At 58.3% G+C, this 14,302-nt stretch carries 15 protein-coding genes; 6 read left to right on the top strand and 9 right to left on the bottom strand.

Going from position 1 to position 14,302, the window contains the following annotated elements:
- Positions 1-80 precede the first annotated feature (80 nt).
- Complete coding sequence (locus OVA03_RS11055) at positions 81-560, top strand: carboxymuconolactone decarboxylase family protein (RefSeq protein ID WP_267524538.1); 480 nt, start codon at positions 81-83, stop codon at positions 558-560.
- 2 nt (positions 561-562) lie between these two features.
- On the opposite strand, the gene OVA03_RS11050 is transcribed toward OVA03_RS11055, so the two are convergent.
- Positions 563-1,048 (bottom strand): RrF2 family transcriptional regulator, encoded by a 486-nt coding sequence (locus OVA03_RS11050; protein WP_267524536.1) that lies wholly within the window; start codon positions 1,046-1,048, stop codon positions 563-565.
- A 195-nt stretch (positions 1,049-1,243) separates the two neighbouring features.
- Here OVA03_RS11050 and mtnP point away from each other — a divergent pair, with 195 nt between their 5' ends.
- Positions 1,244-2,083: an S-methyl-5'-thioadenosine phosphorylase gene (mtnP, locus tag OVA03_RS11045; RefSeq protein WP_267524534.1), complete on the top strand. Its 840-nt coding sequence runs from the start codon at positions 1,244-1,246 to the stop codon at positions 2,081-2,083.
- Here the strand turns inward: mtnP and OVA03_RS11040 are convergent.
- The 4 genes from OVA03_RS11040 to OVA03_RS11025 all read right to left on the bottom strand — a co-directional run bounded on the left by OVA03_RS11040 (position 2,078) and on the right by OVA03_RS11025 (position 5,690).
- On the bottom strand, positions 2,078-3,178 hold the full coding sequence (locus OVA03_RS11040) for a replication initiator protein A (protein ID WP_267524532.1): 1,101 nt from the start codon (positions 3,176-3,178) through the stop codon (positions 2,078-2,080). The genes mtnP and OVA03_RS11040 overlap by 6 nt on opposite strands.
- A 186-nt stretch (positions 3,179-3,364) precedes the next feature.
- On the bottom strand, positions 3,365-4,447 hold the full coding sequence (locus OVA03_RS11035; protein WP_267524530.1) for a ParB/RepB/Spo0J family partition protein: 1,083 nt from the start codon (positions 4,445-4,447) through the stop codon (positions 3,365-3,367).
- A 12-nt stretch (positions 4,448-4,459) separates the two neighbouring features.
- Positions 4,460-5,068, bottom strand: a complete 609-nt coding sequence (locus OVA03_RS11030; protein ID WP_267524528.1) for an AAA family ATPase — start codon at positions 5,066-5,068, stop codon at positions 4,460-4,462.
- Positions 4,995-5,690 carry an AAA family ATPase gene (locus tag OVA03_RS11025; protein WP_267524526.1) on the bottom strand — a complete coding sequence of 232 codons (696 nt, stop codon included), beginning with the start codon at positions 5,688-5,690 and terminating at the stop codon, positions 4,995-4,997. Before OVA03_RS11025 ends, OVA03_RS11030 begins: the two co-directional genes overlap by 74 nt.
- Positions 5,691-5,773: 83 nt before the next feature.
- Here OVA03_RS11025 and OVA03_RS11020 point away from each other — a divergent pair, with 83 nt between their 5' ends.
- Positions 5,774-6,910, top strand: coding sequence for a Fic family protein (locus OVA03_RS11020; protein ID WP_267524524.1), 1,137 nt, complete (start codon positions 5,774-5,776; stop codon positions 6,908-6,910).
- A gap of 5 nt (positions 6,911-6,915) precedes the next feature.
- On the opposite strand, the gene OVA03_RS11015 is transcribed toward OVA03_RS11020, so the two are convergent.
- Together OVA03_RS11015 and OVA03_RS11010 are read right to left on the bottom strand one after the other, a co-directional pair.
- Positions 6,916-7,212 (bottom strand): hypothetical protein, encoded by a 297-nt coding sequence (locus tag OVA03_RS11015; RefSeq protein WP_267524523.1) that lies wholly within the window; start codon positions 7,210-7,212, stop codon positions 6,916-6,918.
- Complete coding sequence (locus OVA03_RS11010) at positions 7,197-7,847, bottom strand: IS1595 family transposase (RefSeq protein WP_267524520.1); 651 nt, start codon at positions 7,845-7,847, stop codon at positions 7,197-7,199. The genes OVA03_RS11015 and OVA03_RS11010 overlap by 16 nt, the downstream gene beginning before the upstream one ends.
- Positions 7,848-8,014: 167 nt before the next feature.
- On the opposite strand from OVA03_RS11010, the gene OVA03_RS11005 reads away from it, so the two are divergent.
- From OVA03_RS11005 to OVA03_RS10995, 3 genes are read left to right on the top strand one after another with little or no spacing between them, the layout of a single operon-like run.
- Positions 8,015-9,139 carry a metallophosphoesterase family protein gene (locus tag OVA03_RS11005; RefSeq protein ID WP_267524518.1) on the top strand — a complete coding sequence of 375 codons (1,125 nt, stop codon included), beginning with the start codon at positions 8,015-8,017 and terminating at the stop codon, positions 9,137-9,139.
- Positions 9,136-11,589 (top strand): hypothetical protein, encoded by a 2,454-nt coding sequence (locus OVA03_RS11000; protein WP_267524516.1) that lies wholly within the window; start codon positions 9,136-9,138, stop codon positions 11,587-11,589. The genes OVA03_RS11005 and OVA03_RS11000 overlap by 4 nt, the downstream gene beginning before the upstream one ends.
- On the top strand, positions 11,480-11,734 hold the full coding sequence (locus tag OVA03_RS10995; protein ID WP_324290999.1) for a hypothetical protein: 255 nt from the start codon (positions 11,480-11,482) through the stop codon (positions 11,732-11,734). The genes OVA03_RS11000 and OVA03_RS10995 overlap by 110 nt, the downstream gene beginning before the upstream one ends.
- 9 nt (positions 11,735-11,743) lie before the next feature.
- Here OVA03_RS10995 and OVA03_RS10990 read toward each other — a convergent pair whose 3' ends face one another.
- Positions 11,744-12,880, bottom strand: coding sequence for a Fic family protein (locus OVA03_RS10990; RefSeq protein ID WP_267524513.1), 1,137 nt, complete (start codon positions 12,878-12,880; stop codon positions 11,744-11,746).
- Positions 12,881-12,993: 113 nt separating this feature from the next.
- Positions 12,994-14,298 (bottom strand): PD-(D/E)XK nuclease family protein, encoded by a 1,305-nt coding sequence (locus tag OVA03_RS10985; RefSeq protein WP_267524511.1) that lies wholly within the window; start codon positions 14,296-14,298, stop codon positions 12,994-12,996.
- Positions 14,299-14,302: the final 4 nt, after the last annotated feature.

Genomic DNA, 14,302 nt, shown 5'->3' with positions numbered 1-14,302 from the left:
CTTTACAGTCAAACTTAATAAGGATATTTAATATCCTTAAGGATAAAATACATCCTTATTAATCTCGCAAGGAGCCTGAAATGACCCAACGTCTTAATTATTTTCAACAATCGCCCGAACTGGTTAAGCCCTACATGGCCTTGGCCGTGGCCTTGAAATCCAGCGCCATCGAAGACACGATCCGATCATTAGTGGAAATCCGCGCCTCTCAGATGAATGGCTGCGCCTTCTGCGTCGACATGCACATTAAGCAGGCCCGCATCCACGGTGAGCGCGAACTGCGCCTGCATCATGTGGCTGTGTGGCGGGAATCGCCGCTGTTTTCGGCGCGCGAGCGGGCCTGTCTGGAATGGACGGAGGTGCTGACCAAACTGCCGGAGCATGGCGTGTCGGACGACATCTATAGCCGTGTCCGCGCCGAGTTGTCGGAAAAGGACATCTCTGACCTGACTTTCCAGGTCATGGCCATCAATAGCTGGAACCGCGCTAATGTGGCTTTTCAGACGGTTCCGGGATCGGCGGATGCCCAGTTCGGTCTGACGGCGGCGGGCCTGAACTGATCTCAGGTTTTGGCCAATACCCAGTTGGCGCTTTTGGTCCACAGGTCGGCAGGCACTTCCTGCTCCAGTGTGCCGATCAGCGCCGACAGGGTTTGGCTCTTAAGGCTTTCGCGCCACGCATCATCGGCCTGCCACATGATGCGGGCGATGGCGCAGGGTTTATCATCACAGTGGTCAGCGCTGCGGCAGGGGTTATTATTACGGATATTGTTGCACGCAAAGGTGCGGCCTGACCCTTCGACCGCCTCAACGACATCCAGAAAGGTAATCGCGTCTGCGGGCCGTGCCAGCCGGTAACCGCCGCTGGGGCCGAGCGTGCTTTCGACAATCCCCGCCTGCGACAAATGTTGCAGAGCCTTGGATAAATACTCTTTCGGCACGCCGTGAAATTCCGCCAGATCCTTGGTCGAAAGATATTTACCTGCCGGAAGCCCTGCCAGAATAGCGCAGCAATGCAGCACCCATTCGACCTGATTTTTGAGGATCATCGCACACCCGATCACGCTCTGAACCCGTCGATATTACGGATTTGTATTGTCCTTAATAAGGTGGTCGGTGTTGAAAATCAAGTTACTAGATTATCAGTATCGTAACCCCCTGATGGTCAAGGGTAATATCAACGGACTTTTATGGCGCGGACTTTACCGTTAGGTTGTCGCGACGATTGCAAAAAGGCGTTGCCCATGCTGGCCATTATCGGCGGAACCGGTCTTTATCATCTGGATCACCTTAGCGTTATCGACACAGTGGAGGTTGATACGCCCTTTGGTGCGCCGTCAGGGCCGATTGTGCGGGCCGAACTGAATGGGCAGGCGGTGTGTTTTCTGCCGCGTCATGGCCGCCACCATCAGTTCCTGCCCCATGAGGTCAATTACCGCGCCAATATCTACGCCCTGAAGGTTTTAGGGGTGACGCAGATTCTGGCGGTGTCAGCGGTGGGGTCTCTGCGCGAACACCTGCAACCGGGGCAACTGGTGCTGGCGTCGCAATATATCGACCTGATCAAATATCCGCGTGAAAAGACCTTTTTCGGCGGCGGCTTGTCGGCACACATTTCGACGGCAGAACCCGCCTGCCCCGACATGACGCGCTGGGTGCGAAAGGCGGCGGATCAGCGCAATCTTCTGGTGCATTCCGGGGCTACCTATGCCTGCGTCGATGGTCCGCGTCTGGGCACTAAGGCCGAGAGCGAATTTTTGCGCACCATCGGCGCCGATCTGGTGGGGATGACTCAAGTGCCGGAGGTCTTTCTGGCCCGTGAAGCCCAGATCAATTACCTAAGCCTCAATATCGTCACCGACTATGACTGCTGGCGCGACGATGATCACGCCAGCATCGCTGCGATCATGGCCCGCTTTAATGACACGCTCGACCATGTGCGCGGTCTGCTGAGCGATCTGGTCGGAGGTGAACGCGCGCCAGTCAACGACATCTATCGCCGCACGCTGGAGGGTGCTTTGATGGTGCGGCGTGAGACCTTAAGCCCGGATAAGGCCGCTTTGCTGGACGTGCTGTCATCATAAATCTCTGCTCTGGTAGCGGGCCGGTTGCCGGTCAGGCTGTTCCTTAAGCCAGACGCGGAAATCGGCGTGCAGGGCATGGAAATCCCAGCCGCGGTAATGTTTGCGCAGATGTTCCAGCGTGTCTTCGGTAATGTAGTTGACCGGCTCAAGCGGCACGGCTTCGGGCATGCCTGCCGGTTTCGGCTTTGCGGGCTTCACGGGCGCGGCCCTCCCCTGCCCTGCTGTCGTTGTTGTGGCTTCGGGTTCCGGGTCAGCCTTTACTTCGGTTTTGGGGCGACGCACCATATGCAACAGCGGTTCGCGCGACGTGGCGGCCTCAATCAGGCTAAGATCAATCCCGGGCAAATCATTGCGTTTGACGATAGCGTTGATCTCGAACTTAAAGCGCCGGTACTGACCTTCGGCGCCGGACTTTTCAAACAAAGTCGGCAGCGCAATGGCAAAGCCCGCCTCCCCGGCCCCGCCGGCATGTTTGCGCGCGACCTTATAGAGCCAGCGCTCGCGCCCGCCGGTAATATCGAAATAGGCCTGATCGATCGACAGAACGCCGCCCGCCATCAGCACGCCGTCATAGAACCAGCTTGATAAGGACAGGCTTAAGCCGCGCGAGCGCTGTGTCTTTTCGTCGATGAGCTGGCTCCAGTTATCGAGCCAGGAAAAGGTCGCTTCACGGCGGTTGTCGGGGCTGCGGATATTGGTCTTGACGGTTGTCGATTGCAGCCGGTCCAGCGCTTGCCCCAGCAGTTCATAAGACCGCCCCGAGGGGCTGCGACCGATGGAGCGCAGCAGGTCGTAAGGCATGATATTCAGGGTGCGCGGTATGTCGTTGAGCCGGCGCTGCTTCATATCATTGAGCACACTGGCGCAGTAGATCAGTATGTCCGCGTCCCAGATGGTGGCCATACCGTAATCGGGATTACCCGACACATGGACAAAAGTCTTACCGTCGGGGGAGGTGTAGTCGATGGGCTTGAGGCGCTTGGACTTGGCCAGCGAAAAGAACGGTCGCTCCATCATCTCGCGCTGGTCGCGCAGGGCAAGATCGGCCAGATAGGGCAGGAAGAGATCGATCTGTTCGGACTTGTCGGTGGACATGATGGCCTTTAGTGAAAAGTTTCTTTGAGGAAACTTTGGGGTCACAGACCCCAAACCCCATAACAATTAAAGCGATTCCAGCAGGGGTGTGACTCGATAGTATTGGGGCGAGGGGCCTGCGGCCCCTCAAAGCTAAAATTTAGGCCTGCGGCCCCTCAAACTCTAAATTTGTTTCCTCAAGGAAACTTATGGCTTCAACCCCTTGCCCTGTGCGGTGAGCGTCATCAGCGCCTGTCGGAACAACTCCATCAGTTCCGCCTCGGACGCACCCGATCCGGCATGAAGCCGCAGCGACACCCCATTGCGGTTAGAGGCTGTGACACTCAGCGCCACCCGACCGGACGGGGCGGGCAGGGTGACAAGGGCGTCATTGGGTTCAGTCTTGCCCGTATGGGTCAGCAGGCGCACCACCTCCGCCGCGGTCACCGGCGCGATCCCTTCGGCTTGGCGGTTGGCTTGCAGGGCGGCAATCTTTGCGGCCCCTTCACGCAGGGCCTCCAAAAACGCCGTATCACCCGCCGCTTCCAGCGCCTGAATACGCTGTGCCAGTGGGTAGCAGGTCGCCAGTTGAATATCTGCCGGGGTGGCAAAGGCCGAAACCGCCCAGTCGGGCAGGGCGCCCACGGTCAACATCTTCGACAGCCAGCCCTTCGACAGGCGCAACCGTTCGATCATGCGCACCTGCTTGCCGCCGTAATGCAGGTCAAGGGCCTTAAGGTAGGTGCGGGCGCGCTCAAAATCCGAGACATCCTTACGGGCGCGGTTTTCAATGTCGGAAATGCGAAAGGCCGCTTCGTCATCCAGCGTATAGACCTGGGCCAGAAACAGCAGGTCGGGATAGCTGTTGGCCCGCAGCCAGCTAATGGCGAAATGGCGGCGCGATCCGGCAATGACTTCGTAATCGTGCGCAAGGTCGCCCTCGACCCGGCGGACAATAGCCGGAACTTTCTGGCCGCCTTCGGCCAGTATGGCGTCGATCAGGTCGCGGCAATTATGTTCCGTGAGTGACGCCTGATGGCGTGGATTGCCGCCCCAGATGCGCACCCGGGCCGGATCGAGCCAGAGCTGGGTGACCTGACGGACTTCACCCGACGCCACGCGGGCCAGAGCCGACTCGCGCACCATGAGGGTGGCGGCGGATTGGGTTGAGGCGGGTGCGGATGAGGGCGGCGGGGCGGATACGGAGGGCAGGGGGGCCGTATCCGGTGCGCTTTCGCTTAAGGCATCATTGAGCAGGGCAGACAGATAATCGGACTGACGTTTTGACATGAAAAGGTCTCCTTAACCGGCAATTTCAAGAGCGGGCGTGCGCTCAGTATCGCCGCGTCCCCAGCGATGGCGGATAAGTTGTTCGATCTGGCCCAGAGCTTCGTCGATATTGGTGCGGCAGCGCTTATGGGTCTTGGGCGTGCCGATGGGCCGTTCCAGCTCATAGATGGTCATCATGCGCAGGGCCGCGTGGCTGATTTCGGCCGATTCCAGTATGGGCACCGGAAGGAGGGCCGGACCAAAGGTCTGGGCCATGATCCGCTGCAACATGGTGTGGCTGGGGTCATTGGCATCGAATTTGGAGCATAGCAGGCGGCAAAAGTCATACTCTACGCGGATGCCGGCAGCCTGAAGCTGGGTAATCACCTGCGACATCATCGACAAAAACTGCACGGTCGAGCAGAAATCCGGCGTGGTCGCCGCCAGCGGCACCAAAAGGGCATTGGCCGCCTGCATTACCGCCAGGGAGATTGTCCCCAGAGCGGGGGGCGGGTCGAGCAGCACGACATCATAGTTTTGCGCCAGTTCAGCCAATCCGGCCTTCAGCTTACGGAATCGCGCCGCCAGTGTGCCCCCGCCGCCAGAACCGGCCGCCGCCAGAACCGGCCGCCGCCAGCTCATATTCGACATCGAACATCTGCAGGTTGGACGGAATGATATCGACATTGGGCCAGATGGTCGATTTGACCGCGTAGTGCAGGCTGTCCTCGGTCGGCTCGATCGACAGATAGGGATACAGCGTCTCTTCGCGGCGGATGGCAAAGTGCGGATTGAACCCGAACAGGGTCGTGGTCGTGGCCTGACTGTCGCAATCGACGACCAGCACGCGATAGCCCTTGACCGCCAGATAGTGAGCCAGGTGGGTGGTCACGGTCGATTTGCCGACCCCGCCCTTAAAGTTCTGCACCGTAATGATGGCGGGCGGCGCATTATCGGGGCGGCGCGGGGACGCCCCTAAGACTTGGCGCATATTGAGCAGGGCGGGCATATCATAGCCCAGACGCCGACCGGTTTCGCTTTCCGGCGGGGCGGGCAGGCGGCCGTCCTGTTCGGCCATGCGAATGCGGTTGGTTGAGCAGCCCAACAGTTCCGCCGCCTCGGCAATCCCTAAGCGGACATTCAGCGCCTTAACCGCGCCGGGCAGAAAGGCCGTCCGGCGCAGGCGCTCGACCATCTGCTCACCGGATGAGGCCAGTTGACCGATACGTTCGGCCTCGGCAGAATGATGGGCGCCTAGTTCCAAATCCGGGTATGTGATCGATAAATTATGGTTTTATCGATCATGATGATCTATAAAGTGATCGATAAGCGAAGGGTTTATCGATCATGACCGAGGCGATCTGGAACTGGCAGCATCCGCAATGGCCTGAATTCATCTGGGACGCGCACGGTTTGCGAATCGCTGAGGCCCGCTTTCTTGAGCGGGCCGGGGTGGTCATTGGGGCCTCCCGCCATCTGAGCGACGATGACAGGGCCGGGCTTCAGGTCGATATCCTCAGCCTTGAGGCGCTCGATACCTCTGCCATTGAGGGCGAGCGGCTGGACCGCGTCAGTGTGCAGTCATCTATCCTCAAGGAACTGGGCCTGAGCGCACCGCCGCGCCGCGCCGGGCCTGCCGAGACCGGTATTGCCCAGGTGATGGTCGATCTTTATCAGAACCTGACCACGCCCCTTACCGAAGCCGACCTGAAATACTGGCACCGACTGGTCATGAATGGCCGGACCGACATTGAACGGGCAGGAGACTATCGCACCGACCATGAACCGATGCAGATTGTCTCCGGTGCGGTGTATGACCCGAAGGTTCATTTTGAAGCGCCGCCGTCGGAGAGGGTAGGGGGCGAAATGGCCCGTTTCATGGATTGGGTGACGGCCACGGCCCCCGACGGGCCGCGCGCCTTACCGGCCATCACCCGTGCGGGCATTGCCCATCTGTGGTTTGAGAGTATCCACCCGTTTGAGGATGGCAATGGCCGGGTTGGGCGGGCGATCATCGAAAAACTGCTGGCACAGGGACGAGCAGGGGGCTCAAATACCGATCAAAGCACGGGTCTGATTACCGGTATCGCCGGGGCTGTCCTTAAGCACCGTAAGGCCTACTATGCCGAACTGGACAGGGCCTGCCGGCGGCTGGATATCACCGAATGGCTTGTCTGGTTTTCTGAGCGGGCGCTTGAGGCCCAGACCCGCACCCTCAAGCAGATTGAGTTTGTACTGGCCAAATCGCGCTTCATGGAGCGTTTTCGCGGGCAGCTTAATGCGCGTCAGGAAAAGGCCATTTTGCGCCTGTTTGCCGAAGGCCCGGATGGGTTCAAAGGCGGCTTAAGTGCCGCCAATTATATGACAATCACCGGCGCTTCCACCGCCACCACGACCCGCGACCTGTCCGACCTGACTGAGCTTGGCGCCCTGACCCGCACCGGTGAGCGCAAATCCACCCGCTATCACCTTAGGCTGGAGTAGGGGGGTTACGTCCCTTCGACCTGCCGACGCAGAATACCAGACACCGTCAGGATCATGAGGGATGTTACCAGCCAGCCCATAAGGGAGTAGAGGGCCTTGGCCCAGCGCCAGGCAACGGCAGAGTCGCGCGTTGATATTTCACACTGGGATTCCTGATGCAGATCGATAGCCGGAATAAACACGTCAATGGCGTACAGGGACGGTTGAATATTGTTGCCGCACGGGAGTTCATCTTCAAACTGATCCGGTGCCTTGGTTAAATTTAAGGGGTTGTCGTAGATAAGGCTTAGAGTATCGCCCAAAGTCTCAGTGTTTTGAGCTGGTCTTTGGGCGAACCGTGGTTGAATCTAAATTCGCATTCTTTGAGGAACAAGAAGAAGTTTTGACGAGGAATGCCGTTGTATTTTCGCAAGACACGCTTGGCCTGGTTCCAGAAATTCTCGATGCCATTGATGTGGTTCTGCTTGTCGGCAAACGGCTTGGAGTGATTGATACGGCTGTGATGGAACTCGGATACATCAAGTGCGCTGTAACTGCTGAATGTATCTGTATAGACGATGCTATCGGGTTGAATTTTCTTGCGAATAATCGGCATTAGGGTCGCCGCCTTTGCGTCTGGTATGGGCACGACATAGACCTTCCCGCCCCGTTTCAGCAAGCCGAAGACAGGCACCTTGCCAAGCGCGCCGCGCCCTCTCTTGCCTTTGCGCACGCCCCCGCAATAGCTCTCGTCAACCTCGACTTCCCCGCCGAGCAATTCTTCCTGTGCTGCAGCCTGCTCAACAATCAGTTCTCGGACTTTGTGGTAAAATAAGGCTGCTGTGTTAACCTGCAAGCCTAACACATCCGCAGCCGAACGCGCGGTCACTTCCAGAACGAAAAATTCCAGAAGCCTATTCGGCACTTTTCGGCTTAATTTACAGCGCTTTATTCCCATATGGCCACCATAGATAAGTTGCCTTATCTACGACAGCCCCATCCTGAGATTCTGATTATGCCCGACCCGGCCATGGAGTTGTCACGGCTGCTGGGCGTTGAGCGCCTCACCGCCAGTTCGCGGGCCCGACTTGATGAAGCCCTGTCCCGAAGCCAAGAACTGATGTCATGACCTTTCGCTTTTTGCATAGCTCAGACCTGCATCTGGGCAAGCCGTTCGGCAATGTTTCCGATGATCTGCGCGGGCGGCTGCGCGAGGCCCGCCACACCGCCATAGACCGGCTGGCTCAAAAAGCCCGCGACCACGGCGCACAGACCATACTTCTGGCAGGTGATACCTTCGATACCGAAACCCCCAGTGCCCCCGTGCTGCGGCAGGCGCTGGCCGCCATTGCGGGGCATAGCGATCTGACTTGGGTGATGCTGGCGGGCAATCACGACAGCCTGATGGCCGAAGACCTGTGGCAGAAGATCAGCGCCGATCAACCCGGCAATCTGATGCTTGTGCCAGAGACTAAACCCGTGTGGATTGCACCTGATGTCGCTGTCCTGCCCGCCCCGTGCACCACCCGCCGTCCGGGCCGTGATCTGACGGCGTGGATGGATGAGTGTGATACGGGTAATGCGATCCGTATCGGTCTGGCCCACGGCGCGATCCAGACCTTTTCCGAGGACGGTAATGTGGCGGATGTTATCGCCCCTTATCGGGCCCAGCGGGCGCGGCTCGATTATCTGGCGCTGGGGGACTGGCACGGTCAGATCAGGGTCAATGACCGCACCTGGTATAGCGGCACACCGGAGCCTGACCGCTTCAAGCACAATAAACCGGGGGCGGCGCTGATGGTCACCGTCGATGGGCCGGGAGCTACACCTCTGACCGAGCCGGTGGAGACGGGCAGTTTTGAATGGCGCACGCTGAACCTTGAGCTTTTGTCCGGCGAAGATGCGGCCGCCACCCTGCTCCAGCGCCTGCCGGTTTCGACACTGCGGCGGCAGATATTGCTGCGCGTGATGGCGCAGGGGCGCACGACTCTGTCCGGCCGTACCGCCCTTGAGGCCGCCCACAGGCGGGTCGCGCCGGAATTTGCTGAGGCGCAGTTGCGCGCAGAAGGCCTGATGACCGATTGCGACCAGACCGATCTGGCGGGCCTTAACGGGGCCGGTGCGCTTAAAGGGGCCGCGCAAAGCCTGATGGATCAGATCAACGATGAGACCTTATCGCCTGAGCGGCGCGATGTGGCGCAAGCTGCGCTTATCCGCCTGTTCAGCTATTGCGAGGCCTATCCGGCATGAAACTAACGGCCTTAAGACTGCACAATGTCCGCCGGTTCGCAGGGTCGGGTATCGCCATTGAAAACATCGGCGACGGCGTCAACATCCTGTGCGAAGCCAATGAATTTGGCAAATCGACCTGCTTTGACGCCCTGCATGCCCTGTTTTTCCAGCCCGCCTCAGGCAGGCCAGCGGCCATTCAGGCCCTGCAACCCTATAGCGGCAGCCCGGTTATTGAGGCTGATATTACCACCCCAAAGGGTCAGTTCCGGCTCAGGAAACAGTATCTGGGCGGCAAGAAAGCCCAAGTCACCGATCTGTCCGCCGGGCGGCTTATCGCTCAGGCCGATGAGGCCGAAGCCTTTATTTCTGAGCTGATCAGCGGCGGGGCGGCGGGTCCGTCTGGACTGTTGTGGGTGCGTCAGGGCGTCACCGGCCTTGAAACGCCGTCAAAGACCGAACTCAACGCCGAAACCAAGGCCCGCGAAACCATACTGACCTCGGTGCAGGGCGAGGTCGAAGCCATCACCGGCGGCAGGCGGATGCGCGCCATCATGGAGGCGTGCGAGTTTGAGTTATCAAAGCTGGTCACTGCCACCCATCGCCCTAAAGCCGGCGGCCCTTATGAGATCGCCCTGTCCGCGCGAGATGCTTTACAAGCCCGCGTCACAACCCTTCAGGCAGAGGTTGACACCCTGCACGCCGCGCTGGAACGCCGGCGCACCGTGCGGCTGCGCCTGAGCGAACTGGATAACCCCGACGAAGACGCTGCCCGTCGTCAGGCTGTTGAAACCGCCACCCACGCCCGCGATGCCGCCCGCCTCTATGATGAGCGTTTTAAAGCCCTCACTGCCCAGGCCGATCTTACCCAGTCTCAGGCTAAACTCACCGCCGAAACCCGCGATAGCTACCAGAACGCCCTGAGCCGCTACGACGCGATCACCGGTGACCTGAAGACCGCCACAGAGCGCCACACTCAGGCGCAGCATGAGCGCGAAACCGCCCAGACCGCCAGCGACCACGCCCTCACCGCCCAAGGTCAGGCCGAGGCCGAGGAAAAGGACATGCGCACCCTGCTCGACCGGCTGGAGCGGGCCTTGCGGGCCAAGGCCGCCGCCGAACAGATCAGCCGCCTCAAAGACGCCCTTACCGAAGCCGAGACCTTGCGTCAGACCATAGAACGGGCCGAAGCTGACCTGCGCGCGCTGGCATTACCGGCCAAAGAGGTTGAGGCCCTCGAACAGCTTGAGATGGACATTGCCCGCCTTGATGCCGCCGGTAAGGCTCAGGCGACGCGGGTGCGTATGGACTATGCGCCCCAAACAGCCGCGCGGATCAGCCTCAATGACACCCACCTACCCGATGGGGCTGAGGTTGCGGTGACGTCCCCGTCGTCGGTATCCCTGCCGGGTCTGGGCGTTCTGACCCTCTGCCCGGCCCCCGTTGATGAAAGCGTCTTGCAGGCCCTGATGGGCGATCGTGCCGCCCTTTTGAAGCGGCTTGGGGTGGATCATCTGGCGCAGGCCCGGCTCAGGCAGCATCAGGCCCAAGCCCTGAGCGGGCAGATCGCCCTTGACCGGCAGCGCCTCAAACACCTGGCTCCTGACGGGCTGGACGCTGTGCGCGATAGTTTGGCGCGGTTGGAGGCCGAAAACGCGCCCCAAACTCAAGAGGATTTGGAACTGAAAGGTGACCCGGTTCAGGTGCGCGCGGCTCTTGAGGCTGCGGGCGCACGGGTCGCCGCCGCCCGTCATCAGGTGACTGAGACCCGACCCTTGCGCGATATGGCCGTGCAATCGGTCATGGATCGTCAGGCCGATCTGACCCATCTCAGCAATAGCCGCGATGGCCTTGAGGCCCTGCTGGGGGCTGCGAGTGAGCGCCCTGCCCATCTGCAAGGCCTGATTGACGCAGCCCAATCCGCCCATGAGGCGGCGGTTACGGTGCAGGCGCAACTCGAAACCTTAAGCGCAAAACCGATGAATCTTGAAAATGCCGAGGCCGCCCTGCGACGCGCGCAATCGGTGCTCGAAGGGGTTGAGCGCGAAAAAAACGATCTGCGGCAGGCGCTGGCCCAACTTACCGGCAGCATCAGCGCCCAATCCGGCCGCGCGGTCGAAGAAGACCTGGCCGAAGCGCTTGACCAGCTTCGCAACCGGGACGAAGCGGTTAAACGCTTTGAGCACGAAGTGGCTCAGCTGCGTCACCTCAAGGAGACTCTGGGGGCGGCCCATACTCAGGCGCGTGAGCATTATTTTGCGCCGGTTTTAGGCGAACTGCGCCCGCTGCTAGGGCTGTCTGCTGCCGGACGTCATGACACGCAATGGCCTGGCCGAAGAGGTCGGGGTTTTAAGCGGCGGCATGAGGGAGCAACTGGCCATATTGACCCGGCTGGCCTTTGCGCGGTTGATGGCCCGCAACGGTCGCCCCGCACCGGTTATACTGGACGATGCTCTGGTCTATTCCGATGATGACCGGATCGAGAAGATGTTCAACGCTCTGCACCGTCAGGCTATGGATCAGCAGATCATCGTCTTTTCCTGCCGCCAGCGCGCCTTTTCCAACCTGGGCGGCCACCGGCTGCGGATGACCGACTGGACGCCGCAAATCACCTGAAACCCAACACTATCTTCTGAACAGGGCGATATAATCGTAAAAGACAAACAGGCGGTTTCGCCTTTGGCCCGTGATTTCCGTCAGGACATTTTGCTGGACAAGGTCGCTGATCAGAGATGCGGCTGTATTGTGGGTTGTCCCTAAAATCCCTGCTGCCATTTTCACATCAATGACCGGCCGGGCATACAAATGACGCACAAGACTATGTACATTTTCCTGCCGCCTATGGCTAAAGCGCGGCAAAACTTCGCGCTCAAGGCGTTCCTTCAGCGCCAGTATGGCCTTGAATACGCCCGCCGACGCCCGCGCCGTTTCTTCAACGCCATGCAGGAAAAAGATCAGCCAATCACGCATATGGTGGCCTTGTCGCACACCCATCAGGTGATCAACGTAGGCGGTTTTATTGCGCTCAAAATAATCCGATAAATAAAGGGCAGGCTTAATCAGCAGTTTCTCGGAAGCCAGATAAAGTGAAATCATCAACCGGCCCAACCGTCCGTTACCATCTAAAAACGGGTGGACAGTCTCAAACTGATAATGGGCTATGGCAATCCGGATAAGTGGCGGCACAATCACCTGCTCATCATGCAGAAATTTTTCCAGATCGCTCATCAAATCAGCCACATGATCATGATGCGGCGGGACGAAGACCGCGTTTTTCAAGCTGACACCGATCCAGTTTTGGCTGATGCGAAACTCGCCAGGACGCTTGGTTTCACCGCGCACCCCTTCCAGCAGTATGGCATGGGTTTCACGCAGCAAACGATTGGATAAGGGCAGGTGCTCAAGCCGGTTTATAGCAAATGTAATCGCCCGGATATAGTTTTGCACCTCGCTCCAGTCATCGCGCGCTTCGGGTGACAGATCATCAGCATCCATAAAGGCATCTTCGATACTGGTCTGGGTACCCTCAATCCGGCTGGACTGAGTGGCTTCCTTGGCCACATACATGCGGATAAAGAAATCGATGTCAGGAATGAGTTGGGCAAAGGCATTCAACTCCCCCAGCGCCCGGTCGGCCTGCCCCAAAAGCTGCAACACTTGCGGATCATCAATAACCCAATCATGGTGGATCAGGGTTGGCCGGAAGCTTTTATATTCCAATTGGGGTTCAAGATTTCCGGCATGATAGTCACGTAAGTACATATCAAAAAACCACCCAGTTTCTACAATAAGAAAATTCTTATGTCAGATCCGCAGACAATTCTATCCATTATTTCAAATTTTAGTGAGTTTCTGACATAAGCGTCGGCCTAATGTCAGAATTTATCGTTTTCCAGGCTTGCTGTTCTGTAGCTCGCGGCAATCCTGTAAGCACCAGACTTGGGTAAAGCCTGCGATACTGCATCAAAGTTAGGCTCGAACCGGGTCAGGAGTTTGGTCATCTTGTCAGAGATTTCCTTGGCGTCCTGAGTGTTGTCGATTTCTTCAGAGTTTTTCTTAAAAAATCTCGAATATTTTGTTCCTGTATCTGTTGCCTTAACTCCAAAACCAATGCTTTTAAACTCTTTGTTTTCTGTCACGCTCTTGATTGTCTCAATGAGATTATTTCGGGAGTTTTGATCAGACATTGGGCCAACCTCGGCAATAAGCCTTAGCTTCCCCTTCATATCTTTAGCTTCCACTAGTTCAAACCGGCAGATCAGCGGTAGACCCGCCCACCATTTTTCACAGCCCGGCCATTCAGTCTCCCAGCCACCCAACGCATTGACCCAGGTTTCCGGCAGGAAACTCCATTGATAATGGTTGATGCCCGAATAGACATAGGCGTTCGATCCCACACTAAACCGGTCACCCGCGTGACGGTTTTCGCCGCACAGGGCTTCGGCGGCAAAGTTGAAATCGGTACCCGCCCCGTGATCCATGATAAAATCCAGCACCTTTTTGTGCTGGCGATAAAGGTCGCGCGCCAGTTGTTCCGCGTCGTTCTGTTGCTGGCTCATGCCGGTTTCTTCCTCAATGATTTCGATATAGTGGCGCAGGAAGGTGGTCACTTCCGCGCCTAGGGTCTGGCCCGCCTGGGCGATCAGGGGCGACAACAGGCCCGCCACCGCTTCGTAATTAATCGGCGCATAGGCCGGATCGTGCGGCTCCTCGTCCCACAGGGTCAGGAAAATGCCGCGCACGGTCATGCCGGGATAAATCGCCATGACCTTTTCGGCATATTTGGAAAGCTGGCCTTTGTGCTGACGGCTGTAATATTTGTTCTCGATCACAAAGGCCCACTTTTTCAGGGGCGAGAAAACGAAGATATCGATATGCTGCCATTCGCGCCGGATTTCGACATCGCGCAGATCGGCCTGCACAATATCAAGCGCGGAAGGTGACCCGCCCTGCCCGCGCAAAGCTTCACTTAAGAACGCTTTCAGGAACCGGTCGCCCAGACCGTGGGTTTCGCGCGGATCCATCAGCCAGCTTAAGATCGACGAATGGCGGATTTCCATCCCCTCCATCTTCATGACCCGGATCGGATTGAAGCGGTTGAGATAGGCCCCCAGCCGTTCCAGATCGCCATTGTTGACGAATAGGGCCTCAAGATCTTCAGTGGTCAGTTCGGTATCCATGGCC

This window comes from Asticcacaulis sp. SL142, assembly GCF_026625745.1.
In the GTDB taxonomy this organism is placed as follows: domain Bacteria; phylum Pseudomonadota; class Alphaproteobacteria; order Caulobacterales; family Caulobacteraceae; genus Asticcacaulis.
The sequence above is the reverse complement of the archived record's forward strand: the minus strand, read 5'-3'. Positions and strand labels throughout refer to the sequence as shown.